The organism is Flavobacterium sp. KS-LB2 (assembly GCF_036895565.1).
Classification (GTDB): Bacteria; Bacteroidota; Bacteroidia; order Flavobacteriales; family Flavobacteriaceae; genus Flavobacterium.
The window spans coordinates 1,862,580-1,887,040 of sequence record NZ_CP145904.1 but is presented as its reverse complement, the minus strand read 5'-3'; the positions used below and the strand labels follow the sequence as shown (position 1 = coordinate 1,887,040).

Sequence of the window (24,461 nt, the reverse complement as noted above, 5' to 3'; positions counted from 1 at the left end):
ATTCAAAAACATGAAAATAGACAATATAAAAACACTAGGCGAATTAAAAAAATCAGGTTATGAAAGCAAAAGCATTAAAGATGAATTGCGTGCTAACCTAAGAGAAAAAATAAAATCAGGAAAGCCTACCTTCGAAGGCGTTCATGGGTTTGAAAACACAGTTATTCCAGAATTAGAACGCGCTATCTTATCGCGTCACAACATAAATTTGTTGGGGCTTCGTGGTCAAGCCAAAACCAGATTGGCACGTAAAATGATCGAATTATTAGACGAGTACATTCCGTTTGTGACGGGTTCCGAAATCAATGATGACCCTTTGAATCCCATTTCTCGTTTTGCCAAAGACATAATTGAAATCAAAGGAGATGAAACTCCCATTTCATGGTTGCACAGAAGCGATCGTTTTTTCGAAAAATTAGCCACGCCAGATGTTACCGTTGCAGATTTAATAGGTGATGTCGATCCAATAAAAGCTGCGAATTTGAAATTGTCGTATGCGGATGATCGTGTAATCCATTTTGGGATGATACCAAGAGCGAATCGATGTATTTTTGTAATCAACGAATTGCCAGATTTACAGGCGCGTATTCAAGTTGCTCTATTTAATATTCTACAAGAAGGCGATATCCAAATTCGTGGTTTTAAATTAAGAATGCCACTGGATATGCAATTTGTTTTCACTGCAAATCCAGAGGATTATACCAATCGTGGTAGTATTGTAACACCATTAAAAGACAGAATTGGTTCCCAAATTCTAACCCATTACCCTGATTCGATAAAAATTGCCAGAACCATTACAGAACAGGAAGCTAAACTGGATGTAACACAAAGCGATATGGTTTACGTGCCTTCGTTAGCCAGGGATTTATTAGAACAAATTAGTTTTGAAGCACGCGAAAGCGAATATATTGATAACAAAAGCGGAGTAAGTGCTCGATTGAGTATAACGGCTTTTGAGAATTTATTAAGCACAGCAGAAAGAAGGGCTTTGAAGTCTGGAGACGATAAAACCACGTTGCGTTTGTCTGATTTTATGGGAATTATTCCTGCCATAACCGGTAAAGTAGAATTGGTTTATGAAGGTGAGCAGGAGGGAGCAGCCGTTGTGGCACAACATCTATTAGGCGATGCGATTCATACTTTTTTCCCGGCTTATTTTCCAAAAATTGAAAAACTGGAAAAACAAAATGAAAAAACAGTCTACACGGATATTATTGAATGGTTTTTCGCTGAAAGTGGTTTCGAATTATTAGACGATTGTTCGAATGAAGAATATGAAAGAATCTTGGGAAGTATTGTTCCGCTTGAAGTTTTAATCAAGAAATATCAGCCTCAACTGGAAAAAGAAGATAAATTCTTCATGAAAGAATTTATTCTTTGGGGATTGGTTGAATATAAAAAACTGAGCAAAGACCGTTTCTCCGAAGGCTATCAGTTCAAGGATATTTACGGAAGCTTTATTAGTAAATTATAGATAGCAAACATTTTCTACCCTATAAATCATTTAAGAAATTCCTATTTTGTAGTTTCTTAAATGATTTTTTTTTTAAAATTTATATTGTGTTTATATTCTTTCTGTTTTTAAAAAGAGGTGAATTCTAAATATAAATTTTTATTTATTTCAGAATTAGGTATTACCACTTTGTTTTAGCCTGCCTTGGACCGTTGGCAGTATTTTAGTCATCAAAAACAGACATGAAAAATAGCTTTGAGGATTTAATTACCTCTCATATTGAAAATAATGTTGGAATATCCGAACATTTTTAAATGATACTTTGGCCAACAGCTTAAAACAAAATTTACTTGCCTTAAACCAACAAAGTTTATTGATTGAAGCAGGAACTGGCAACTCAGAGTCTATTTCTTACGATAGCGCGGTGCGAAGTGATTCTATTTATTGGTTGGATAAAAAGCACAATAACGCATTCGAAAATGAATTTTTTGCTCAAATAGAAGCATTTATTATCTATCTGAACCAAAGTTGTTATGTTGGAATAACGGGTTATAAATTTCATTATTCGTTGTATGAGTCGGGTGATTTTTATTTGAAATATCTGAATCAATTCAAGAATATTCCCAGTATAAAATACTCCATAATTAGTTATTTGAAGAGTAATTGGCAAGAAAGTGACGGTGGCGAATTACTGATTCATCAACTCAACAACAATCAGAAAATAGTACCTACTCAAGGCAAAACCGTTTTATTCAAAAGTGATGAATTAGTGCATGAAGTTTTGGTTAACCAAAATACTAGAATGAGTATTACGGGTTGGCTGAAAAGTGATTAGTTCTAAAAAAAAAGTGTATCTTTTATGTCTTCTATTTATAGATTGTTAATTAAAGTATGGGATTTCTATTACTTCAAATTCATAAATTGCGATAAGGCAGCAGAAAATTGTTTTTCTAAAGTTTTGGTAAAATGTTTTTATAGTAATTGTTATAGTTGTATTTTTTCGTAGACATTTGCAATATAATTCCCATTCAAAAAAGACTTTGTATCAATTTGACCTTGTAATACAACTCCATTATGAGGTGTTTCAAGGAGTAATTGAGCTGCTTGTGCTAGTGGTGCTGCGGTAGTAGTTTGAATGGCTCTCAATTGATGTTTCCCCACTTTTTGAGGAAGAATGCATTTTGCAATTTCGCGTCTTCGCAACATTCCGGTTGCATCTTTACCTTCAACAGCTACATACAAAACAATTTTGTCATCTTCTATGTGAGGGATTATTGCCTCCATTTTGTCTTGTAGGCTTTTTATTGTATCCTGTTTATTCATTATTGTAGAAATTTGCTCTTGAACCCAAGCATAATGACCAGGATGGCGCAAGGTTTTGTAATCTAAGGAACGCACTTTTCCAGATAAGGCATCAGGTAAATCTGCTGCACCTCCTGAAGTAAGATCTTCTTCATATGTGATTCCATTAATAATAATGGTTTTTCTTTCAGACAAAGAGGGTAGTGTAGTTTTTTTAAAATCCCTTAAGACAATGGTATCTTCTAGATATTCAGTAGCCACACCTACTGGACTCCAAGTGAATCCGTAAAAATGTGGTGCAACAGCATTATTGGTAAGTGCTCCAACTTTAAATTCCAGCTTATCTACTGTATCTACTTCAAAGTCTATGCAAAACTGTTGATAAAGACTATTGGCTAGTACATCTATATAACCTGGAGCTAACCCAGTTTGAAGCATAAAACCAGTTTTAGCATCTTTTGCCAATGCGATTATCTCTTTAGTTTCAGAAACATATTCTGTAAGGTTGGCGTAATGAAGGTTAAAGTCTTTGGCAAACTGTGCTATTCTTGGGGCTTGACTACCCGGAAGGCAATCCAAGATAATAGCGCCTTGTAAGAATATCGTTTTCATTTCATCGGTAAGTTCTTTCTCATCGAGGTGAAAAGCAGTAACGGAGCAGGTTTTTGTTGTTCCATCCTGAATCCATTGGGCTACTTTCTTTGCTTTTGTATGGGTTCTGTCACCAATAAAAAGGGATGGAGTGATTTCGCTCCATTCTACTAGTAACAAAGCAACAGCTTCGGCTATTCCTCCGGCTCCAGCTATGATGATAGTATGATGCTTTTTCATACATTAAAGATACCATTTTTTATTGGTTAAGCATTTTATTGGCTTTAGAAATTTTATGGTTTTGTAAAAGAGTTCACTACTCATGATAGTCATGAAACTTATAAAGCTGGCGACGGTAAAAAACACAACCCAAAAAAGCGCTTCCCAATTTTTTGGAGAAGCTTATTTTGGGTTTCTATTTTTAGTACAATGACGGCAGACTTGCAGTGTATAGCGAAAAAAGCCGTACAATAAATTTATTTAAAGTTCTAGTAAAAATTACTTTCCGATGCAGAAATTAGCAAATATATTACCTAACAATTCATCATTAGTAACTTGACCTGTAATCATCCCAAAATGATACAACGCTTCCCGAATATCAAGCGCCATTAAGTCACTTGACAAGTTCGTTTCAAGACCAAATTTCACTTTTTGTATTTCATCTAAAGCTTTTAGTAAAGAATCGTAATGCCTTGTATTAGTAACGATTGTTTCGTTATTTCGTAATGCTCCGGTATTTACAAAGGATAGTAGTTGATTTTTTAAATCCTCAACACCTAGTTTTTCTTTGGCAGAAATAAGTAAGATTTCAGGAATTTCATTTCTTAAATTTTCAATTTCATTTTCTTCTAATTTGTCGGCTTTGTTACCTATAATTACAAGAGGTTTCAATGGAAACTGATTCTTAATTTTTTCCAGTTCTACTTTTAACTTTAAACCTGAAACTTTAAACTCGGAACTATCAAATAGAAAAACGACTACTTGGGCTTGCTCTATTTTTTCGAATGTTTTTTTGATTCCAATGCTTTCTACTACATCTTCGGTTTCCCGAATTCCAGCTGTATCGATGAATCTGAATCCTATACCGCCTATCACCAATTCATCTTCAATAGTATCGCGTGTCGTTCCTGCAATTTCAGATACTATGGCGCGTTCTTCATTTAATAAAGCATTCAAAAGCGTCGATTTTCCCACATTGGGTTCACCTACAATCGCTACGGGAATGCCGTTTTTAATAACATTTCCTACTGCAAATGAATCGATGAGGCGTTTCAGAACAAATTCTATTCGGTTCAATAATTCATGAAATTGAGTTCTATCTGCAAATTCAACATCTTCTTCGGCAAAGTCTAATTCGAGTTCGATTAATGAAGCAAAATTTAATAGTTCTTCACGAAGTTTTGCAATTTCATTGCTAAAACCGCCACGCATTTGCTGCATCGCAATTTGGTGTGACGCCTCATTATCGGATGAAATTAAATCGGCTACTGCTTCTGCCTGCGATAAATCGAGTTTGCCGTTCAAGAATGCTCTTAGGGTAAACTCGCCCGCATCGGCCATGCGGCAACCTTTTCTAAGCAATAACTGGATAATTTGTTGCTGTATATAAGTAGAACCGTGACAAGAAATTTCAATTGTATTTTCTCCAGTATACGAATTTGGTCCTTTGAAAATGGATACCAACACTTCGTCCAAAGTTTTGGTATTGTCCACAATATGGCCAAGGTGTAAGGTATGTGTTTTTTGTGTTGTTAAACTTTTGTTTTTGATGGATCGAAAAACAGAATCACCAATAGTAATGGCATTTTCGCCGGAAATTCGGATTACGGCTATTGCTCCGGCTCCTGAAGGAGTTGCTAGTGCTACTATGGAATCTTGTGATATCATACTTGTATTCAATTTTATGCAAAAGTAAGTAAAATAGATAAGGCAACAAGACCTGCTTATTAAACCATTAACTTTATTTTTTGTTAAAAATTCACTTAACTGACAATTATCATATTATTTTATTTTTTCTTTCGTAAATTTATATAGATTATTGATTTTCAATAAATTAGTTTGTATTATGAAAAAAATTTTATTTCCAACAGACTTTTCAGAGGTATCAAAAAATGCATTTATTTACGCATTAAAACTAGCTGACTCTATAGATGCTGAGATTATTACTATGCATGTTTATCAATTACCACAGGCAAATTATGTCAATGTTTCAGAATACTTACATGAAATTTATGACGTTGCAGAGTTGAGTAGTTTTGAAAACTACAAAGATGAAGTTCCTGTTTTAAGGGAGATTGCTGAAGAAAATAACTTGGATAAAGTAAAAATAAGTCATGTTCTAATTTTAGGGAATTTGATTCATGAAATTGAAAAAATTACTAAGCATGAAAATATAGACTTTATTGTAATGGGAACTAAAGGTGCGACGGGTTTAAAAGAGACTTTTTTAGGAACTGTTGCCACAAAAGTAATGAATGACGTAAAAGCTGTTGTTCTAGCCATTCCAGAGCGTTGCAAATACCAACCTATTAAAAACTTACTTTTTATCACTGAATACAAATCTGACGATATCGAATCTTTTAAGCATGTAATGGCTTTATCCAAAGTATTTCAAGCTCATATTGATTGTTTGCATATAGCATCGCCTCAGCGTGAAAGTAAGAACAACCAAATGGAAGATTGGAATGATTTAATTAAAAATCATAACATTGTTTTACATTCTATTTCAGGTGATGATGTTGAAGGCATAATTTTAAATTTCATCGATTTACATAAAATTAATATGATTGCGATGCACGTATATCATAAAAATTTCTTTGAAAAATTATTTAAAATCAGTCTCTCAAAAAAATTAACTTTTCATGTCAATGTACCTATTTTAGCGATACACGAATGAATTTAACTTAGATATTATTTAATTAATCGAAAGAAAAAGCTAAACTTTTTTATATACGAACTGTTTAATACTTAATAAAATGAAAAAAATTCTATTTCCAACAGATTTTTCTGAAGTTGCTACAAATGCTTTTGTCCATGCTTTAGAATTTGCAAAAATAGTTCAGGGAGAACTCGTTTTATTGCACACCTTTCAATTGCCAATATATGATAATCAGTTTTTTCCTGAAAATTATGCGGTTATCTATGATTCATTAGAATTATCTCAATTTGATATGTTCAAGGACGAAGTTCCAAAATTACGTGCCATTGCCGAAGAGCGTCATTTGGATAAAATAAAAATGACACACAGGCTTATGGATGGAGAATTACTGTTTAATATAAAAAGATCCATTAAAGAAGACAAAATAGATTTTGTAATCATGGGTACTTCTGGGGCTACTGGTTGGGATGCTTTTTTTGTTGGGACTAATGCAGGATCAGTAATCGCTGGAATTGATGTGCCTATGCTATGCGTCCCTGAAGAAGCAAAATTTAAAAAAATAGAAGTTATTGGTTTTACAACTCGCTTTAGAGCTAAAGATAAAAAAGCATTAAAAATGGTTTTGGATATTGCCAAAAAAACAAAAGCCAAGGTCAAATGTTTATATGTAAAAACCAGTGATTCTGATGTTTCTAAGGATACTGTAGCAAAATGGGAAGAAGAATTTATAAATGAAGCTGTTGAGTTCTTTGTGATTACAAGTGATGAAGTTAAAGAAACGATTCTGGATTTTATAATGTATAAAGATGTAGATATTCTGACAATGCTTACTTATAAAAGAGGTTTTTTTGAAGGCATTTTCAAACCAAGTTTAACAAAAAAAATAGCTACCAATTTTGAAATTCCAATTTTAGCAATTCATATTGATTAGTCTGCTAAATTTGGAGGTAGTCCGAAATCTAATTTGTTATATTTGTCATTCATTCAAATGAAATATGAAAATATACAAAATAAAAAAAGAAGAATTTTCAACTGTATTAAGTAGCATTAATAAAAAGTATAATAGCATAAGTCTTTTACGATTGTTGGCTATTGTATTTTTTTTAGTATCGATGTATTATTACATCAAAAATAGCGAAATTATTTTCATTGTTTTGTCAGTGCTTCTTTTTGGATTATTTGTATTCTTGATGCGCATGCACACCAAATTACTTTTCCGAAAGCAAGTAAATAAAGCGTTATTGGAAATCAATCAGAATGAAATTTCCTATTTGGAAAGAAATAAAATCCCTTTCGAAAACGGACAGGAATTCAATGATTTTCACCATCCGTATGCGTATGATTTAGATATTTTTGGAGAACATTCTTTGTTTCAAAACTTGAATAGAACGGCTACTTTTATTGGAAAGAGAACGCTGGCAAACCAACTTCTGACTCTTTTGCCAAATGATGAGATTCTTAGAAACCACCAAGCAGTAAACGAATTATCAGAAAAATTCGATTGGCGTCAGGAATTTTTGGCTTTCGCCAAAATAAGCAATGACAATCAATTGAATTATGAAACTTTACTCAAGTGGAGTACCTTCAATAGCAAGCCTTTGTCTAAAATGAGTGTTTTTATTTCTTATTTTACACCGCTTCTTTTTCTGGTTTTTTCAATTGGTTATGCAGTGACTTCGAATACTTTTTTTGTTTCTGTTTTGTCGTATTTATTTGTTCTAAATTTAATTATTTTGGGTAGATTCATGAAGCGAATTCAGGCCGAAATTTCCAATTCTACAGCCATTGATAAAACCATTAAACAGTATGGTTTGTTGTTGCAGAAGATTGAAGAAGAGTCTTTTCAATCTGAAAAGTTAATCCATTTGCAACAAAAACTAACCTTCAAAAAAGAAAATGCTAGTGTACACTTCAAACAGTTAGGCGATTTATTTTCTAAAATGGATAGTATCTCAAATTTATTTACGGCTTCAGTTTTTAACGGAACTTTTCTTTTTAATCTGCATGTTCTAAAATCCTTAATTCAATGGAAAAACGATCATACAGCAGCCTTAGAAGCATGGTTGGAAGTTATTGGTGAGTTCGAGATGTTGAACAGTTTGGCCAATCTTTCGTATAATAATCCGCAGTTTGTATATCCAACATTAAATACAAATTTTGAAATTGATTTCACGGATTTAAGTCATCCGTTATTGAATGAGAAAACCAGAATAGGGAATGATGTCCGTTTTCAACCGCAATCCTTTATGATTTTAACGGGTTCTAATATGTCCGGAAAAAGTACCTTTTTGAGAAGCTTAGGAATCAATATGGTTTTATCAGGAATGGGTTCACCGGTTTGTGCCAGCCAAGCAAATGTGCATCCGTTACCAGTTTTAGTTTCCATGCGATTATCGGATTCGTTGTCTGATAGTGAATCGTATTTCTTTGCTGAGATTAAGCGCTTAAAGCAAATTATGGATGAACTGGAAGACAGACCCGCTTTTGTTTTGCTAGATGAAATATTACGCGGAACTAATTCAGATGATAAACGAAATGGAACAATCGAAGTAGTCAAAAAAGTGATTGGTAAAAAAGCAGTTGGAGCCATTGCTACACACGATATTGAAGTTTGCCTGACTGCAAATGAATACCCAAATATATTGACTAATAAATGTTTTGAAGTAGAAATTATCAATAATGAACTCCATTTTGACTACAAACTTCGAGACGGAATTTGTAAAAACAGAAGTGCTACTTTCCTGATGAAAAAAATGGGAGTGATTTAGAAATTCTTTTTTATAAAAAAAATCTTAAAAAATAGAGAGCATAAATTTAAATTACTACTTTCATTTTTCAAAAAAAGATAAAATTTATGAAAAAAAATATATTTGTATTTTTGTTATTTACCTTCACCTCGTTAATTTTTTCTCAGCATAATCAGCATAATTCGTATAGTAAAGCAACTTACATGCTATACAAAAATTATAAATCATTGAAAAAAAGTGGTAATAAAGTTATAGATTCAATTGGTTTTAATATTATCAAAAACGATACTTTAATAATGATTAATGGATATGAAGAGAAAGGAGTAAAAGTTCTTTATGAAGAAAAAGATTCTATTTTTTTAGAACACTATAAACAATTAGTTTTTAATAAAAAATATCAAAATAAAGAAGAGCGATTAAAACCAACAATGAAAATTTGGAAAGATGAAGTGAAAATTTATTTTGACAAATCGGTCAGTAAATACAATAGTAAAAAACTTAGTGAATTTATTCATTATCTTGATAAAGAAATTGATTCATTAAAAATTACTGTGGTAAAAGATAAAGATAAATCAAACTATTTTATTTATTCTATAAGCGATACTAATGAAGTCAATTTAGACGCAAGAATACGAGGGAATGATGGCTATTATCTTTTATGGAATAATAAACAAAATATTTATAGTTGTTCCTTAAAAATTAGCGAGAAAAAAAATCTAAATGAAGAGCAGATATTGACTTATTTGAAGATTAATTTTATACGATCTTTAGGTTATTTTTATCAAGAACTGGGTAATTCAGATTGCAATAGTTATTTTTCAATTTGTAAATCAGATAAAAAAGAATTTGGAAAGAAAGATCTTGAAATTTTAAAGTATCATTATTCCTATGGTATTTGCAAAGGTTCAAATATAGAAACATTTGAAAAAAATCATAAAGATGCTAAAGAAGCATTGAAAAAAGGGAATACAAAGTTTTATTTCCTCCATAACGAATAAAAAAAACCGTCTCATAATTAAACGAGACGGTTTTTTAAATATAAAAATGGTTTGGTTAATAGCGTATTTGTTATGCAATGGTAAGTATTATATTTCAATTTTAAAAATCAAAATATAACAATTTCAAAATATAATGTTAACTGTTCAGCATTACTGGCATTACAAGCATGGTAACAGTTTCACCTTCTTCTAACCCATCAACAGGAGTAAGGATTCCGGCTCTGTTTGGTAATGACATTTCAAGCATAATCATATCCGATTGCAAGTTAGTCAACATTTCAGTCAAGAAACGAGAATTATACCCAATTTGCATATCGTCACCTTGATAATCACAAGTCAATCTTTCTTCGGCTTTATTACTATAATCAATATCTTCAGCAGAAACATTCAATTCAGCTCCAGCGATTTTTAAACGAATCTGGTGTGTAGTTTTGTTCGAAAAGATAGCTACACGACGCACAGAACTCAAAAATTGAGAACGGTCAATCATTAATTTATTTGGATTCTCTTTTGGAATTACCGCTTCGTAATTTGGATATTTTCCATCAATTAAACGGCACATTAAAACATAATTGTCAAAAGAAAAAGTAGCATTCGAATCGTTATATTCAATTTTTACTTCAGCATCCGAAGTGCCAAGAATATTTTTTAAAATGTTCAAAGGTTTCTTTGGCATAATAAAATCAGCCACTTGAGAAGCCACTACATCAGTACGCGCATATTTCACTAATTTGTGAGCATCAGTTGCTACAAAAGTCAATCCTTGTGGCGAAAACTGGAAGAATACACCTGACATTACTGGACGCAAATCATCATTTCCTGCAGCAAATATTGTTTTGCTTATGGCTGTTGCCAAAACATCAGCAGGAACAAGTGTTACAGATGGATCGTCTAAGTTAACGGATTTTGGAAATTCATCTCCAGGAGCATAAGCCAAAGCATATTTTCCAGAATTAGAACTGATTTCTATCGTACTGTTTTCTTCAACCGTGAAAGTTAAAGGCTGTTCTGGGAATGTTTTAAGGATTTCCAAAAGCAATTTTGCAGGGACAGCAACGCTTCCTTTACTTTCTGAATCAATTCCTAAAGTGGCAGACATGGTTGTCTCTAAATCAGAAGCAGAAACCGTTAGCACATTATGGTCTAAATCAAATAAAAAGTTATCTAAAATAGGCAAAGTATTACTGCTGTTGATAACGTTACCTAAAACTTGTAATTGTTTCAATAAGTACGAACTCGATACTATAAATTTCATCTGTTTTGTTTTATTTTTTAAGGTATTTCTTTAATTCAGAAATACGATACATTTTACAAATATATCGTAAACTATTCTAGTTTGGAAACTTTTTTATTAACATCTATTTGCTGTATTTTCTTTTTCGAAGGAAAGTAAATACGACACCAAAAAGACCTAAAATAAGAATTGGAAGCCCGATAGTTAGGATTTGTGTTCGGGTATAGTTTTCATAAACTTTTTCTTTATCCAATAGAGGTAAATCAAGATCTTTGCTTCGAATGTTAATAAGTCCGGTATCATCCAGTAAATAATTCACACAATTTATAAGGAAATCTTTGTTGTCATACAAATTACCAGATCTTTGATCATAACCCAATTCTACCGGTTGAAAGTTTTTATCCAATTGGTTTTTTATCAAATCACCATCCGAAATCACAATCATTTTGTTCTCTTTTCCTGTAGCTTGAAATGTTTTTTGTTCAAATGGTAACACGCGATTTTCAAACATTGAACGAAATGAACCTTCCAATAAAACAGAAAGCGGAATTTTTCCTTTATTAAGGTAATCGTTTGGCGAAGTTTCTTCGGCAACGATATTCAGATTTATCTCCGCTGGTGTTCCTATTTTCTTGGAATATTGTGAGGATTGTAACAAAATGGTTTTCTTAATACCGTTTTTTAAGGTGTCAATCGGATTCGCAAAATCAAATTTGATTCCGCCTAAATTCTTCACTATCGGATGCAAGCTATTTGGATATATCTGAGGTGCAAATTTCCAATTGAATTCTTGAAATTGAGTGGCACTTCCTTGTTCTCCCGTAGCTAATTTTATTGGACTTCCTTGTTCGTCTTTTACTAAATCAGGATTGATTCGGATTCCGTATTTAAAGAACATATCATTCAAATTCAAATCTCTTGGATAGGCCAATGTTGCTCCAGAGGGATTGTACAAACTGTCCATTTCTGCCGAAACTTGATCTACCAACCACAATGTTTTTCCGCCGTTGATTATAAATTGATCTAAAACTTGTTTTTCCGAATCGGTAAATGTTTCGGTTGGTTTAGCAATAACTGCCAAGTCATATTTTTCTATAGCTTCTAAACTTCCAATAGGATTTTTGGCAACCGAATCTAAAGTAAATGGACCGATAAAATAACTCTCACGAACTTGTAAGAGAAATTTGGCCATCAAAATATCCTCCAATTCACCGTTACCTTTGATAACAGCAATTTTCTTTTGTTTGGCTTTGGTAATCTTATTCAAACCTTCGGCAATGGAATATTCTAAATGCTGCACAGAGCCAATTACTTTCTGGGTAGTTGAGGCTCCCATAATGTTTTTCAACAATGGAATATTCACTTCTTTATTGTCGTAAACGGCAATCGCCCAAGGAAAAACCATCGCTTGAGATTGCTTTCCTTTATCGTCAACGGTTATGTTTATTGGCGTAAGACCTTTGCGATACAAGTCTTTAATATTGTCCATGCTAGCGTCTTTGTTCTCCAAAGGATCTACGAATTCAAAAACAATATTTTTGTTGTATGCCTGGAATTCTTCCAATAATTGCTTCGTTTCTTGTTGTAAACGTTTGAATTCTGCCGGCAAATCACCTTGCATATATACTTTTATAGACAACGGATTTTGGACTTGCTTAATAATAGTCAAAGAAGTAGGGGAAAGGGTGTATCTTTTATCATTTGTTAAATCAAAACGATGAAAAAACGAACGACCCATTACATTCAAAACCAATACAATTGTTAGTATAATCAATACTGCTTTTAAGTTGTTTTTCTTAGATATTGTCATTACGATTTGAAAGATTTTAGATTAAAAACTGTAAAAGAAAGAAAGACAACGGTCATGCTTGTAAAATAAAGGATATCTCTTGTGTCTAATACGCCACGACTCATGCTTTTGAAATGATTTTGCATACCAAAAGAAGATATAAAGGAGGAAATACTTGGAATTACTGACGCAAAACCTTCAAAACCAAAATAGAAGAAAAAACATAAAAACACGGCTACAATGAAAGCTACAATTTGATTATCAGATAACGTTGATGTGAATATTCCAATGGCTGAATAGGCGGCAATTAAGAATAATAATCCAAAATAAGAACCAATCGTACTTCCCATATCGATATTGCCTTCTGGCATTCCTAAATTAGAAATAACGGCTACATAAATGAATGTTGGAATAATTGCCATTACAATTAAAAGTAAAGCACCGAGAAATTTTCCGTTTACAATTTGCCAAATACTTAATGGTTTCGTCAGCAATAATTCTAATGTTCCTTGTTTTTTTTCATCCGAAAAACTGCGCATGGTTACTGCAGGAATCAAGAATATCAAAATCCATGGTGCCAAAGTAAAAAACGGAGTCAAATCAGCAAAACCGGTATTCAAAATATTATAATCTCCTTCGAAAACCCAAAGAAACAATCCGTTGATAATTAAAAAAATGGCAATAACTAAGTAACCTATAGGCGAACCGAAAAAGGATTTTATCTCTCGTAATACTATTGATTTCATTTGTTTTTTGTTTAAAGTTTCAAATGTTTAAGGTTTAAAGTTCTCAATCCAAAAACTTTAAACCTTAAACTTTAAACTATTTTTTATTCTAAAGTAACTAATTTATCCACGCTCCATGCTTCCGGTTTGTCGTTGAATAATTTCTTGGTAAATGTCCAAACATCATAAAAAAGTTCCGAATTTCGATAATTTTCTAAATCGGCTTCGGTTTCCCAATAACTGTAGGTAAAGAAAGTACTTTTATTGCTTTTGTCCTGATACAATTCTAAGAAACGATTTCCGGGCGCATTTCGTATTTTATCCTTCATTAACTCGAAGTTTTCTAAAAAGGCAGGAATGTGTTCCTGGTGAAAACTCAATTTTACTATGCGTACAAACATTTAGATTTTTGTTTAAAGTTTAAACGAATTTTATAATAATAATATCTCTATAATTCAATCCTAATAAACTATTCGCTGAACCAACTTTAGAAGGATTGCTTCTAAAAATAGCAATTTCAAGAAAACCGGCTTCGTTAAAAATAGCTAATTTTTCCCCCTCATATGATTTTATTGGATATTTAACAGAATTCGCAATTGCTGAATAGTTAGGCAAAATTGTTTTGATATTTTTAGTTTTCATAACAATTTCATAAGGCCTTCCTTTGGCCACCTCTATAAAATATTTTTTAGAAATATTGGTAATTACATTTCCAAAATGGTCAATATAAATTACGTGTCCTTTTATTGAATTTCCATTATCAGAAACAGTAGCTTGCAGATTTGTAACTTGCTTGATGGCTTGTATTTCTTTGCCTATGACATTCATCAAACCACCCTTGGCGAGATGACAGGCTACTTTTACAAAGACATCTAGATCAGTCGCATCGCTGGGTAAACGATCATGAATGTTAATTGCGACTATTTTTTGCGGAACAATTTTTTGCGAAAGCATGCTCAAAATCCCATTATCAGCGGCAATAAAATAATGATCGTTCCATTGCATCACAATATGTTGATTCTCTTTATTGAATTCCATATCAACGCCTATAATGTGTACAGTACCTTTTGGGAAACTCCCATACGATGCTCCAATAACGTAACTTGCTTCTACTGTGTTAAATGGGTCAATATCATGTGAAATGTCAATGATTTTAGCTTCGGAATACTCAGTTAAAATCTTTCCTTTTAGCGCACCTACAAAGTGGTCTTTCAAGCCATAATCGGAAGTAAGGGTAATTATTGACATAAATTTGTTTATAACTATTGGTGTTTTGTAAACCTAATTTTCATTAAATTTGAGAAACGCAAAGCTAAAGTATTTTCGGCTTTAATTAATTAGAATTTTAATTTCAATTTAAACTAACACATGATCAAACCGCTATTTTTTATTCTTCTTTTCTTTTGTAGCTTACAATCGCATTCGCAAAAATTAGTTTACAAGTCTAACGGAACTATTTTAGATTCTGAAAGCCAAAAAATTTCACCTAATCAAGTAAGGGAATTGTTAAAAGACAATCAACAATTACTACAAGATTATAATGATGGTAGATCTAAAAAAACACTTGGAAACATTTTGCTTATTGGTGGTCTTGGATTTCTGACTGCTGATTTAGTTCAAGGAGTTACTGCATCTGGAATATCTGCAACACCAATTGGAGGCGGGCAGTATACTCTTCAAGACGAGAAAAATAATTACCCATCATTAATGACTTATATTGGTATTGCAGCAGTCATAGTAGCCATTCCTATCAAGATTGGTTTTTCTAATAAAATTAAAAATGTAGTTACTGATTATAACAATCAAAATGCTACAGGATACGAACAATTCAACGATCCAAGACTAGATTTAATTACCAATTCAAACGGAATTGGATTGAGAGTGACTTTAAATTAAAATAACTTAAAAACTACCTCATTTGAACGAAAGAATAATCGAGCTCATAGACATCGCTCCAAAAGACTTTTGGGGCGCTCAAGACACTCATCTTGAAACAATTAAAAAATACTATCCAAAATTGAAAATTGTCGCTCGGGGAACAACCATAAAAGCTTTTGGAGAAAAAGAGGTTTTAGACGAGTTTGAAAAACGTTTTCAACGGTTAATGCTCCATTTTACACGGTACAACACTATTGACAATAATGTTATTGAACGTGTTATTTTAAGTGATGGGAAACAGGCGGAAAGAATGGGCGATCACGACAAAATTTTGGTGCATGGAGTAGGTGGGAAAATCATTAAACCAATGACACCTAACCAGCAACTACTTGTAGATACCATGGGAAAAAATGATATGGTTTTTGCTGTTGGTCCTGCTGGAACCGGAAAAACATATACTGGAGTCGCTATGGCAGTTAAGGCACTCAAAGAAAAGCAAGTAAAACGCATCATATTGACGCGTCCAGCAGTAGAAGCTGGGGAAAATCTAGGTTTTCTGCCTGGTGATATGAAAGAAAAATTAGATCCGTATATGCAGCCTTTGTATGACGCTTTGCGGGATATGTTGCCAAATGAAAAATTGGAGGATTATATTCTAAAAGGGATTATCCAGATAGCACCTTTGGCATTCATGCGCGGAAGAACGCTTGATAATGCTTTTGTTATTTTGGATGAAGCGCAAAACACCACACATTCTCAAATGAAAATGTTTTTAACTAGAATGGGTAAAAGCGCTAAGTTTATGATAACTGGTGATCCTGGGCAAGTTGATTTACCACGAAGAACTATTTCTGGACTCAAAGAAGCATTGTTAGTTTTGAAAGATATTGATGGAATTGGAATTATTTATCTGGATGATAAAGACATTGTAAGACACCGATTAGTTAAAAAAGTCATTGACGCCTATAAAATGATTGAAAATAACGATTAGGAAAGAATCAAGATTATTTATTTTAAAGTATTATTTTAGTGGAAAGAGTGTTTATTTAACATAGATAATGAATCCTCTTTCCACTCATTTTTGTAAAGTACCAATGGATATTTTTTAACTGTTTAAAATAAAAACCAATAGATTCCTTTTGTATCTCTTTGAAATGCAATAAATTTGAAACTATTAAATTGTCAGTTAAAAAGAAATGATTTTAAAAGAAAAAATTAAAGTAGTTATTAGTGATTTAGACGGAACTTTACTCAATTCAGACCACAAAATATCCCAATATACCAAAACTATTTTTCAAGAATTACACAATCAAAACTATTTAATCATTGTTGCCACCGGCCGTCATCACTTGGATGCAATGCCTATTGTGGCATCATTAGATATTCCACTATATTTAGTTACCTCAAACGGAGCGCGCATACATTCCCCTGAAAAAGAGCTCCTCTTTTCTATTAATATGGAAAGCGATGCCGTTAAATCCGTTTTGTCTTTAGATATTGATCCTGAAATTACAACGGTATTATTTAGAGAGAATGTTTGGCAAACGAATAAACACAATGAAAAATTAAATGAGTTTCAACCCGAAGTGCATTACCATCCTGAATTAGTAGATTTTGATAGTTTAGAAGATTGGAGTGCCATAAAAGTATTCTTTACACATCCTAAACATTCAAAATTAATTGAATTGCGAGACCAAATTTTAGAAAATCACACAGGGCTTTTTAGTCATGCGTTTAGTTTGCCATTTTGTTTGGAATTTATGGACAAATCAGTAGATAAAAGTGTTGCTATCGCTAAAATTTTAGAAAAGGAGAATTTTATTTTTGAAGAATCTATTTCTTTTGGGGATGGATATAATGATGAAAATATGCTAAAATCTTCCGGTAAAGGTTTAGTTATGGGAAATGCACCAGATAGTTTGAAAGATAAATTATCTCATTTAGAAGTGATTTTGACTAATGATAATGAAGGTGTGGCAAAATATTTAGCACAACAAATATTAAGTATTTAAAGGCTTTCAATAAGAATTTTTGAAATAATTTTAGAATCTATTTTTAATATAAAGAATAAAATGAATAAAAAAATAATCCTTGTTATCGGTATTTTGTTTTCCATGACGATTCAAAGTCAAACGCTAAAACTGGAAGAAATCATGAAAGGGAATACCTTCGTTGGAGTATCTCCAGAAAACGAAAGATGGTCTTTAGATGGTCAGAAAGTGTATTTTGATTGGAATCCAAAAAATGAATTGGGTACTAGTACTTATTTTTGGAAAAATGGATTGTCAAAACCCGAATTAGCACCACCAACTGAAGCTGCTTTTTCAAAATTAGATTTCAAGAAAACAACTAATCCAGATTTATATTATTATATCGATAAAGGGAGATTGTTTTCATACTCAGTAAAGAGTAAAACGAGTAAAAAGCTATACCAACAAAGCAGTCCAATTGCTAATTTGCAAATAAGTACGGTGCCAGGAATTCTTTATTTCAGACAAAATGAAAACCTGTTCCAATTCAATAGCAACGAAGGATCTTTCATTCAAGTGACTAATTTTAGACGAGGAAAAGGAGAAGATGCTGCAATCGAAAAAGAATCTTTCTTGAAAACCCAACAAGAAGAATTATTCCAATTTGTTAGAGATCAGGAAGCATTGAGAAAATGGAATTTGGCAAAGTCAAAAACTATAAAATCGGATTTTCCAAAACCGTATTATTATGGGAAAAACACATTTGGAAGCTTGAAAGTAGATCCAAAAGGGAATTTTGCTACTTTCAGATTAATTGAAGAATCAGAACGTAAGAATGAAAAAATGGAACTTTTCATCACTGCCGATGGATATAACCAAATTGAAGATACGAAGGAAAAAGTTTCTGTGGATAATTTGTTGGCAACCAAATTCGGAGTGTACAACATCGCTAAAGATTCTGTTTATTTCATGAATTTTTCATCGTTGAGTCACATTCAGGATGTTCCAAAATATTTTGAGTTGTATGAAAAATCAAAAACTGCAGAAAAAAAGAACAAACTAATCGTTGTTCAAGAACCTATTTACAATGAAAATGGCTCTTTTGCTGTAGCCGAAATAAGAAGTCAAGACAACAAAGACCGTTGGATTGTCAGTTTGAATTTAGAAAATGGAACTTTTCAGGAATTAGATCATCAACACGATGAAGCTTGGATTGGCGGACCTGGAATTCCTTCCAATTCTTACGGAAGAGGAACGCTTGGGTTTTTAGGTGAAAATGAAACCGTTTATTTTCAGTCCGAAGAAACCGGTTATTCTCACTTGTATGCTTACAATTTAAAGTCAAAAAAGAAAACACAATTGACCAAAGGAAATTGGGAAGTGCGCAACGTTAGTTTGGCAAAAGATAAAAAGTCTTTTTATTTGACTACAACGACTACACATCCAGGAAACAGAAGTTTTTATAAATTGGATGTTGCAAATCTGGTTTTACAGCCTATTTTAACAAAAGATGGAGCTCATGAAGTCAGCTTATCTCCAGATGAAAGTACCTTATTGGTTCGATATTCGTATAAAAATAAGCCTTGGGAATTGTATGTAGCACCTAATAAAAAGAATACGATTATAAATCAAATCACGTACTCTACATCAGAAAGTTTCAAAGGATATTCTTGGCGTGAACCGGAAGTAATCACTTTCAAGGCGCAGGATGGAACTCCCGTAAATGCTAGATTATACAAGCCAGTATCTGCAAATGCGAATAAAGCAGCCATTTTGTTTGTTCATGGAGCTGGTTATTTGCAAAACGCACATAACTACTGGAGTACGTACCACAGAGAATATATGTTTCATAATATGTTGGTCGATTTAGGGTATACCGTTTTAGATATTGATTATAGAGGCAGCGATGGATACGGACGTGATTTTAGAACAGGAATTTACCGTTTCATGGGTGGAAAAGATTTAACAGATCAAATTGACGGCAAAAAATACTTGGTCGAAAATTATGGAATTGATGCTTCACGAGTTGGAATTTATGGCGGTTCATACGGTGGTTTTATAACATTGATGGGAATGTTGACTACTCCAAATGAGTTTGCTTCAGGAGCTGCTTTACGTTCGGTTACAGATTGGGCACATTATAATCATGGATACACCGGAAACATTCTGAATTTCCCAGAAACGGATCCTGATGCGTACAAAAAAAGTTCTCCAATCTATTTTGCAGATAATTTGCAAGGCAATTTATTGATGCTTCATGGCATGGTAGATGACAATGTAGAATACAAAGATATTGTTCGTTTGTCTCAGCGTTTTATCGAATTAGGTAAGAAAAAATGGAGCTTATCCAGTTTCCCGGTTGAAGCACATGGTTTTAAAAAAACGTATTCTTGGGTTGATGAATACAGCCGAATCTTAAATTTATTCAACGATACGTTGCTTAAAAAATAGTTTTAGAAATAAAAATAATATTTTAGAGTTACCCTCTTTTTCTTTGCGTAACTCTATGAAATAGTTTTAAATTTGCAGGAACAAAAATAAACACACACACACAACTAGTATAATGAGCAATACAATCACAACTACTGATTTTAATTTCCCAAACCAGAAATCTGTTTACCGCGGTAAAGTAAGAGAAGTATATAACATCAATGACGAACTTTTGGTTATGGTTGCTACAGATAGGCTTTCGGCTTTTGATGTAGTTTTGCCAAAAGGAATACCATATAAAGGTCAAATTCTAAACCAAATTGCTACTAAATTCATGGAATTGACTGAGGATATTGTTCCTAACTGGTTAATTGCAACACCAGATCCTAATGTAGCTGTGGGACATTTATGTGAACCTTTCAAAGTAGAAATGGTCATTCGTGGATATGTTTCAGGACATGCTGCAAGAGAGTATGCTCTTGGCAAAAGAGAAATTTGTGGTGTGGAAATGCCAGAAGGATTGAAAGAAAATGATAAATTCCCGGAACCGATTATCACACCAACAACAAAAGCGGATAATGGAGAACACGATGCGGATATTTCTCGTGAGGATATTTTGTTGAAAGGAATTGTTTCTGAAGAAGATTATGTTGTTTTAGAAAAATTCACAAGAGATTTGTTTCAAAGAGGAACTGAAATTGCTGCTAGTCGTGGTTTGATTTTGGTGGATACTAAATATGAATTTGGTAAAACTAAAGAAGGGGTTATTGTCTTGATTGACGAAATTCACACACCGGATTCTTCTCGTTATTTTTATGCTGAAGGCTTCCAAGAAAGACAAAATAATGGTGAAGAACAAAAACAATTGTCAAAAGAGTTTGTTCGTCGTTGGTTAATCGAAAATGGTTTTCAAGGATTGGAAGGACAACAAATTCCAAATATGACTGACGAATACATTGAAACTGTTTCTGAAAGATACATCGAATTATACGAAAACATCTTAGGAGAGAAATTTGTAAAAGCAGACATCAGTAATATAGATGAAAGAATAGAGAAAAATGTTTTGGAATATCTAGCAAACAGATAGAACAATTTTCATAAAAATAATAAAAAACCGCAATTCATAATTTTGAATTGCGGTTTTTTATTTTTTAAATGATGATTCATAACAAGTAATCCATTCTTGCGCTGACATTTTCTGGACGAGTTCAGCAATTAAATCAAAAGGGATTTGGTCCATCTTTTTAAATCGGATGCAACTTTTTCCCATGTCTAATTTTTGTTTGCAATGTTTTGGGTATTCAGCGACAACCCAATTCAGTAATTCCGGTTTAGCATAAATTCCCATGTGGTAAAGTGCAATGAAATTTTTTTGGGAAGCAATAGCTATAAAGGGTAACGGGAGTTTTGGTTCACAATGATATCCGTTTGGATAAATGGAATGTGGCACTACATAGCCAATCATGCCGTAGGACATTTGTTCAATAAAACCATTTGGGATATTTTCTAGAATAGTCTTTCGAAGTTTTGTGAAAGCATCTTTTCTTTCTTTGGGAATTTCTTCTAAATAAGCATCGATTGTTGTAGCGGTTGATTGCATTTTTATGAATTGTTTGAATAAAGTTATTAAAAAAACCGCAATTCATAATTTGAACTGCGGTTTTTAGCCCCGATAAAAGTGGAAATCCTTTTCCTTTTTTTCTTTAAAAAGGAAAAGATTATAACGGATAGCGAGATTAGCTCCAAAAGCTATTTGAAATAAGAGAATGTTTCTTCGTTTTCTAATTTCAATAAGGTTTCATAAATTAATTTAATCACGTTTTCAACGTCATCACGATGTACCATTTCAACCGTAGTGTGCATATAACGCAACGGCAAGGATATTAAAGCAGAGGCAACACCACCATTACTGTATGCAAAAGCATCGGTATCAGTTCCTGTAACGCGAGAAGAAGCCAATCGCTGAAATGGGATTTCTTTAGCCATGGCAGTTTCTAAAATCAATTCTCGAAGGTTATTTTGAACAGCAGGTGCATAAGTAACTACAGGTCCTTTGCCTATTTTTGTATCTCCTTCAATTTTCTTTTCGATCATTGGAGTAGTGGAGTCATGGCAAACATCAGTAACAATCGCTACATTTGGTTTAATGGTTTTGGTAATCATTTCGGCACCACGAAGACCTACTTCTTCCTGAACGGAATTAGTAATATACAATCCAAAAGGAAGTTTTATTTTGTTTTCGTGTAGCAAACGTGCTACTTCGGCAATCATAAATCCACCCATGCGGTTATCAATCGCGCGACAAACAAATTTGTTGTCATTCAAAATCATGAATTCATCAGGATACGTAATCACACAACCTACATGAACACCCATTTTATCTACTTGCTCCTTAGTTTCACAACCTATATCAATAAATAGATTATCAACTTTTGCCACTTCTTCTTTTCCTCTATTGCGGGTATGAATCGCCGGCCAGCCAAAAACACCTTTTATAATTCCTTCTTTAGTATGAATATTGACACGTTTAGAAGGTGCAATTTGGTGATCTGAACCACCATTTCTAATCACGTAGATTAATCCATCATCAGTAATATAATTGACATACCATGAAATTTCGTCAGCATGACCTTCAATCACTACCTTATAAGGTGCATCTGGATTTATGATTCCTACCGCTGTTCCATATGTGTCCGTTATAAAAGTATCCACATATGGTTTCAAATATTCCATCCATAATTTCTGCCCGCCACTTTCATAGCCTGTTGGTGATGCATTATTAAGGTAGTTTTCTAAAAAGTCAAGTGACGACTTGTTTAATATTGATATAGTACTCATAAAATTATTTTTTTGCTAAATTATAAATTTGGCATTACAGTTGTATATATAATTTATAATTTTGGCAATTAAATTTTCCGATATGAAGCTAATTAAATTTTTGTTGTTTTTTCTTTTTATAACACTATCTATTAATGCACAGGTTATGCCTCAAGACACTACTAAGATGGGGTATAAGTTAGAAGATGACGAATCTATTCTTAATGATACAATCCAATTACCCGAAGTACTAATATATAAGGGAAAAATGGATCCCGAAGAAAGAAAGCAGTTTTTAATCCTTCAAAGTCGGGTGTATAAAACATATCCTTACGCAAAATTGGCGTCGGAGCGATTATCAAATCTAAACAAAGGAATGGCAAACCTGAAGACTAATAAGGAGAAAAAAAGATACTTCAAGATAGTAGAAAGTTATTTGAGCAACGAGTTTGAAGCTAAACTAAAAAAACTTTCTCGTAAACAAGGCCAAATATTAGTGAAGTTAATTCACCGTCAAACGGGTACTACAACCTATGAGTTGGTAAAAAACCTTAAAAGTGGCTGGAAAGCATTTTGGTCTAATACAGCGGCAAGCATGTTTGACATCAATTTAAAAACAAAGTATGAGCCCAACGATGTTAATGAAGACTATTTAATAGAAACAATATTAGTACGTGCATTTGATTCTGGAAGACTGCAGAATCAGAACCCTGCCAAACCAGTCGATTATAGTGAACTAACATATTCCTGGGAGTCTAGAGCTAAAACTCTAAAAAAATAATCCTCATTTTTGCGTTTCCATACTGAAAAGAGCCGCAATTATCAAAAAAGATAATCGCTTTTGTGCTATACTAGGCCGAGCTATTCGCTACAAGTCCTCGTCCCGTCAAAGAGAGCCGTGACTGTGGGCTTTTTGCTACTATCCCTAAGGCGTCTTAAACTTAAGGAGAAGATTTATAGACAAATTGGAAAGTGTTTTTATTGTACCTTATATATAAGGAAGAAGGTTAATACTATTGCTACCTATTATAAGGTATCAAATAAAAGAATCGGGAAGTCTAGTTGGAGTATATTAGGGTAAACCGTTCTTTAATTATGGTAACAAAAGGATTTGTGGTGTTTATTTTCAAGCAGGAAGGCAGGATAGGGAGCCAATAAGGAGAACACAGCTGCTATTTTAGGTTATTATATAACGTATCGTAATGTCTTTAGGAGTAGATATTGTGCCTTGTTATTGGTTTTTTTGTAGTTTAAATGGCTTTTTGGTCAAAAATCAAGGGGTGGAGTTAAAAAACTTTGTTATTCAAAAACCATGTTTACAGCGAGTTAAAAAAAAGACGAATAAAAAGGAAAAAAAAGGGTTTAAAAAAGCTTGAATAACGGTATAAAGGTTGTAGTTTTGCACCCGCAACAACGGCAAACGTTCATTTAAATACTGGCAAGCACAACGAATCGGGTTGAAAATTTATTTTCAAAAAAGATTAAAAAAAGCTTGTGAGATTAGAAAACGGATGTTACATTTGCACCCCGCTAACGAGAGAAGAAACGAGTTAGAGATGTTACTACGAGAGTGGTAATTTAGGTTAAGCAAAACAAATGAAGTTCCTTGAAATACTGATAAGAAAAGAAATTAAACGGAGATAAAAATT

The 24,461-nt window shown here is 32.9% G+C and carries 22 protein-coding genes; 13 read left to right on the top strand and 9 right to left on the bottom strand.

What is annotated here, in order from left to right; translation table 11 throughout:
* Positions 1 to 10 precede the first annotated feature (10 nt).
* A complete protein-coding gene (locus V5J73_RS07965) occupies positions 11 to 1,474 on the top strand; it encodes an AAA family ATPase (RefSeq protein ID WP_338644792.1) in 1,464 nt (487 codons plus the stop codon).
* Between the two features lie 301 nt (positions 1,475 to 1,775).
* On the top strand, positions 1,776 to 2,288 hold the full coding sequence (locus V5J73_RS07960; RefSeq protein ID WP_338644790.1) for a 2OG-Fe(II) oxygenase: 513 nt from the start codon (positions 1,776 to 1,778) through the stop codon (positions 2,286 to 2,288).
* 149 nt (positions 2,289 to 2,437) lie between these two features.
* Here the strand turns inward: V5J73_RS07960 and V5J73_RS07955 are convergent, their stop codons facing one another.
* Positions 2,438 to 3,586: a saccharopine dehydrogenase family protein gene (locus tag V5J73_RS07955; protein ID WP_338644788.1), complete on the bottom strand. Its 1,149-nt coding sequence runs from the start codon at positions 3,584 to 3,586 to the stop codon at positions 2,438 to 2,440.
* Positions 3,587 to 3,844: 258 nt separating this feature from the next.
* Positions 3,845 to 5,233, bottom strand: a complete 1,389-nt coding sequence (mnmE, locus tag V5J73_RS07950; RefSeq protein WP_338644786.1) for a tRNA uridine-5-carboxymethylaminomethyl(34) synthesis GTPase MnmE — start codon at positions 5,231 to 5,233, stop codon at positions 3,845 to 3,847.
* Between the two features lie 178 nt (positions 5,234 to 5,411).
* On the opposite strand from mnmE, the gene V5J73_RS07945 reads away from it, so the two are divergent.
* The 4 genes from V5J73_RS07945 to V5J73_RS07930 all read left to right on the top strand — a co-directional run bounded on the left by V5J73_RS07945 (position 5,412) and on the right by V5J73_RS07930 (position 9,969).
* Positions 5,412 to 6,242 carry a universal stress protein gene (locus V5J73_RS07945; protein ID WP_338644784.1) on the top strand — a complete coding sequence of 277 codons (831 nt, stop codon included), beginning with the start codon at positions 5,412 to 5,414 and terminating at the stop codon, positions 6,240 to 6,242.
* A gap of 79 nt (positions 6,243 to 6,321) precedes the next feature.
* Positions 6,322 to 7,155, top strand: a complete 834-nt coding sequence (locus V5J73_RS07940; protein WP_338644782.1) for a universal stress protein — start codon at positions 6,322 to 6,324, stop codon at positions 7,153 to 7,155.
* Positions 7,156 to 7,219: 64 nt separating this feature from the next.
* On the top strand, positions 7,220 to 8,992 hold the full coding sequence (locus V5J73_RS07935; protein WP_338644780.1) for a MutS-related protein: 1,773 nt from the start codon (positions 7,220 to 7,222) through the stop codon (positions 8,990 to 8,992).
* A gap of 86 nt (positions 8,993 to 9,078) precedes the next feature.
* Complete coding sequence (locus tag V5J73_RS07930; RefSeq protein WP_338644778.1) at positions 9,079 to 9,969, top strand: hypothetical protein; 891 nt, start codon at positions 9,079 to 9,081, stop codon at positions 9,967 to 9,969.
* Positions 9,970 to 10,105: 136 nt separating this feature from the next.
* Here the strand turns inward: V5J73_RS07930 and dnaN are convergent, their stop codons facing one another.
* From dnaN to V5J73_RS07905, 5 genes are all read right to left on the bottom strand, one after another.
* Positions 10,106 to 11,224 carry a DNA polymerase III subunit beta gene (dnaN, locus tag V5J73_RS07925; RefSeq protein ID WP_338644776.1) on the bottom strand — a complete coding sequence of 373 codons (1,119 nt, stop codon included), beginning with the start codon at positions 11,222 to 11,224 and terminating at the stop codon, positions 10,106 to 10,108.
* Between the two features lie 103 nt (positions 11,225 to 11,327).
* Entirely contained in the window at positions 11,328 to 13,013 is a 1,686-nt protein-coding gene (gene gldG / locus V5J73_RS07920) for a gliding motility-associated ABC transporter substrate-binding protein GldG (protein ID WP_338644774.1), read from the bottom strand.
* Positions 13,013 to 13,738: a gliding motility-associated ABC transporter permease subunit GldF gene (gldF, locus tag V5J73_RS07915; protein WP_338644773.1), complete on the bottom strand. Its 726-nt coding sequence runs from the start codon at positions 13,736 to 13,738 to the stop codon at positions 13,013 to 13,015. Before gldF ends, gldG begins: the two co-directional genes overlap by 1 nt.
* An 83-nt stretch (positions 13,739 to 13,821) precedes the next feature.
* Positions 13,822 to 14,118 (bottom strand): putative quinol monooxygenase, encoded by a 297-nt coding sequence (locus V5J73_RS07910; protein WP_338644771.1) that lies wholly within the window; start codon positions 14,116 to 14,118, stop codon positions 13,822 to 13,824.
* 19 nt (positions 14,119 to 14,137) lie between these two features.
* Positions 14,138 to 14,965 (bottom strand): SAM hydrolase/SAM-dependent halogenase family protein, encoded by an 828-nt coding sequence (locus V5J73_RS07905; protein ID WP_338644769.1) that lies wholly within the window; start codon positions 14,963 to 14,965, stop codon positions 14,138 to 14,140.
* A 120-nt stretch (positions 14,966 to 15,085) separates the two neighbouring features.
* Between V5J73_RS07905 and V5J73_RS07900 the strand changes: the two genes are divergently transcribed.
* From V5J73_RS07900 to V5J73_RS07880, 5 genes are all read left to right on the top strand, one after another.
* A complete protein-coding gene (locus V5J73_RS07900; protein ID WP_338644767.1) occupies positions 15,086 to 15,613 on the top strand; it encodes a hypothetical protein in 528 nt (175 codons plus the stop codon).
* Between the two features lie 22 nt (positions 15,614 to 15,635).
* Positions 15,636 to 16,586, top strand: coding sequence for a PhoH family protein (locus V5J73_RS07895; RefSeq protein WP_338644765.1), 951 nt, complete (start codon positions 15,636 to 15,638; stop codon positions 16,584 to 16,586).
* A gap of 205 nt (positions 16,587 to 16,791) precedes the next feature.
* The gene (locus V5J73_RS07890; protein ID WP_338644762.1) at positions 16,792 to 17,607 is read left to right on the top strand and encodes a Cof-type HAD-IIB family hydrolase; all 816 of its coding nucleotides are present in this window, start codon (positions 16,792 to 16,794) and stop codon (positions 17,605 to 17,607) included.
* 60 nt (positions 17,608 to 17,667) lie between these two features.
* Complete coding sequence (locus V5J73_RS07885; RefSeq protein ID WP_338644760.1) at positions 17,668 to 20,016, top strand: S9 family peptidase; 2,349 nt, start codon at positions 17,668 to 17,670, stop codon at positions 20,014 to 20,016.
* A 112-nt stretch (positions 20,017 to 20,128) separates the two neighbouring features.
* Positions 20,129 to 21,082 carry a phosphoribosylaminoimidazolesuccinocarboxamide synthase gene (locus V5J73_RS07880; RefSeq protein WP_338644758.1) on the top strand — a complete coding sequence of 318 codons (954 nt, stop codon included), beginning with the start codon at positions 20,129 to 20,131 and terminating at the stop codon, positions 21,080 to 21,082.
* A gap of 57 nt (positions 21,083 to 21,139) precedes the next feature.
* Here V5J73_RS07880 and V5J73_RS07875 read toward each other — a convergent pair whose 3' ends face one another.
* Together V5J73_RS07875 and V5J73_RS07870 are read right to left on the bottom strand one after the other, a co-directional pair.
* Positions 21,140 to 21,595 carry a DUF1801 domain-containing protein gene (locus V5J73_RS07875; RefSeq protein WP_338644756.1) on the bottom strand — a complete coding sequence of 152 codons (456 nt, stop codon included), beginning with the start codon at positions 21,593 to 21,595 and terminating at the stop codon, positions 21,140 to 21,142.
* Between the two features lie 149 nt (positions 21,596 to 21,744).
* The gene (locus V5J73_RS07870) at positions 21,745 to 22,833 is read right to left on the bottom strand and encodes a M42 family metallopeptidase (RefSeq protein WP_338644754.1); all 1,089 of its coding nucleotides are present in this window, start codon (positions 22,831 to 22,833) and stop codon (positions 21,745 to 21,747) included.
* 82 nt (positions 22,834 to 22,915) lie between these two features.
* On the opposite strand from V5J73_RS07870, the gene V5J73_RS07865 reads away from it, so the two are divergent.
* Together V5J73_RS07865 and V5J73_RS07860 are read left to right on the top strand one after the other, a co-directional pair.
* Complete coding sequence (locus V5J73_RS07865; protein WP_338644752.1) at positions 22,916 to 23,593, top strand: DUF4294 domain-containing protein; 678 nt, start codon at positions 22,916 to 22,918, stop codon at positions 23,591 to 23,593.
* Positions 23,594 to 24,014: 421 nt separating this feature from the next.
* Positions 24,015 to 24,188, top strand: a complete 174-nt coding sequence (locus V5J73_RS07860; protein WP_338644750.1) for a hypothetical protein — start codon at positions 24,015 to 24,017, stop codon at positions 24,186 to 24,188.
* The last annotated feature ends 273 nt before the right edge of the window (positions 24,189 to 24,461 follow it).

What these genes read in the sequence shown, in the direction of transcription:
- V5J73_RS07965 (WP_338644792.1), top strand. Translation starts at nt 11, where the DNA reads ATGAAAATAGACAATATAAAAACACTAGGCGAATTAAAAAAATCAGGT.
- V5J73_RS07955 (WP_338644788.1), bottom strand. Translation starts at nt 3,586, where the DNA reads ATGAAAAAGCATCATACTATCATCATAGCTGGAGCCGGAGGAATAGCC.
- mnmE (WP_338644786.1), bottom strand. Translation starts at nt 5,233, where the DNA reads ATGATATCACAAGATTCCATAGTAGCACTAGCAACTCCTTCAGGAGCC.
- V5J73_RS07945 (WP_338644784.1), top strand. Translation starts at nt 5,412, where the DNA reads ATGAAAAAAATTTTATTTCCAACAGACTTTTCAGAGGTATCAAAAAAT.
- V5J73_RS07940 (WP_338644782.1), top strand. Translation starts at nt 6,322, where the DNA reads ATGAAAAAAATTCTATTTCCAACAGATTTTTCTGAAGTTGCTACAAAT.
- V5J73_RS07935 (WP_338644780.1), top strand. Translation starts at nt 7,220, where the DNA reads ATGAAAATATACAAAATAAAAAAAGAAGAATTTTCAACTGTATTAAGT.
- V5J73_RS07930 (WP_338644778.1), top strand. Translation starts at nt 9,079, where the DNA reads ATGAAAAAAAATATATTTGTATTTTTGTTATTTACCTTCACCTCGTTA.
- dnaN (WP_338644776.1), bottom strand. Translation starts at nt 11,224, where the DNA reads ATGAAATTTATAGTATCGAGTTCGTACTTATTGAAACAATTACAAGTT.
- gldG (WP_338644774.1), bottom strand. Translation starts at nt 13,013, where the DNA reads ATGACAATATCTAAGAAAAACAACTTAAAAGCAGTATTGATTATACTA.
- gldF (WP_338644773.1), bottom strand. Translation starts at nt 13,738, where the DNA reads ATGAAATCAATAGTATTACGAGAGATAAAATCCTTTTTCGGTTCGCCT.
- V5J73_RS07910 (WP_338644771.1), bottom strand. Translation starts at nt 14,118, where the DNA reads ATGTTTGTACGCATAGTAAAATTGAGTTTTCACCAGGAACACATTCCT.
- V5J73_RS07905 (WP_338644769.1), bottom strand. Translation starts at nt 14,965, where the DNA reads ATGTCAATAATTACCCTTACTTCCGATTATGGCTTGAAAGACCACTTT.
- V5J73_RS07900 (WP_338644767.1), top strand. Translation starts at nt 15,086, where the DNA reads ATGATCAAACCGCTATTTTTTATTCTTCTTTTCTTTTGTAGCTTACAA.
- V5J73_RS07890 (WP_338644762.1), top strand. Translation starts at nt 16,792, where the DNA reads ATGATTTTAAAAGAAAAAATTAAAGTAGTTATTAGTGATTTAGACGGA.
- V5J73_RS07885 (WP_338644760.1), top strand. Translation starts at nt 17,668, where the DNA reads ATGAATAAAAAAATAATCCTTGTTATCGGTATTTTGTTTTCCATGACG.
- V5J73_RS07880 (WP_338644758.1), top strand. Translation starts at nt 20,129, where the DNA reads ATGAGCAATACAATCACAACTACTGATTTTAATTTCCCAAACCAGAAA.
- V5J73_RS07875 (WP_338644756.1), bottom strand. Translation starts at nt 21,595, where the DNA reads ATGCAATCAACCGCTACAACAATCGATGCTTATTTAGAAGAAATTCCC.
- V5J73_RS07870 (WP_338644754.1), bottom strand. Translation starts at nt 22,833, where the DNA reads ATGAGTACTATATCAATATTAAACAAGTCGTCACTTGACTTTTTAGAA.
- V5J73_RS07865 (WP_338644752.1), top strand. Translation starts at nt 22,916, where the DNA reads ATGAAGCTAATTAAATTTTTGTTGTTTTTTCTTTTTATAACACTATCT.
- V5J73_RS07860 (WP_338644750.1), top strand. Translation starts at nt 24,015, where the DNA reads ATGTCTTTAGGAGTAGATATTGTGCCTTGTTATTGGTTTTTTTGTAGT.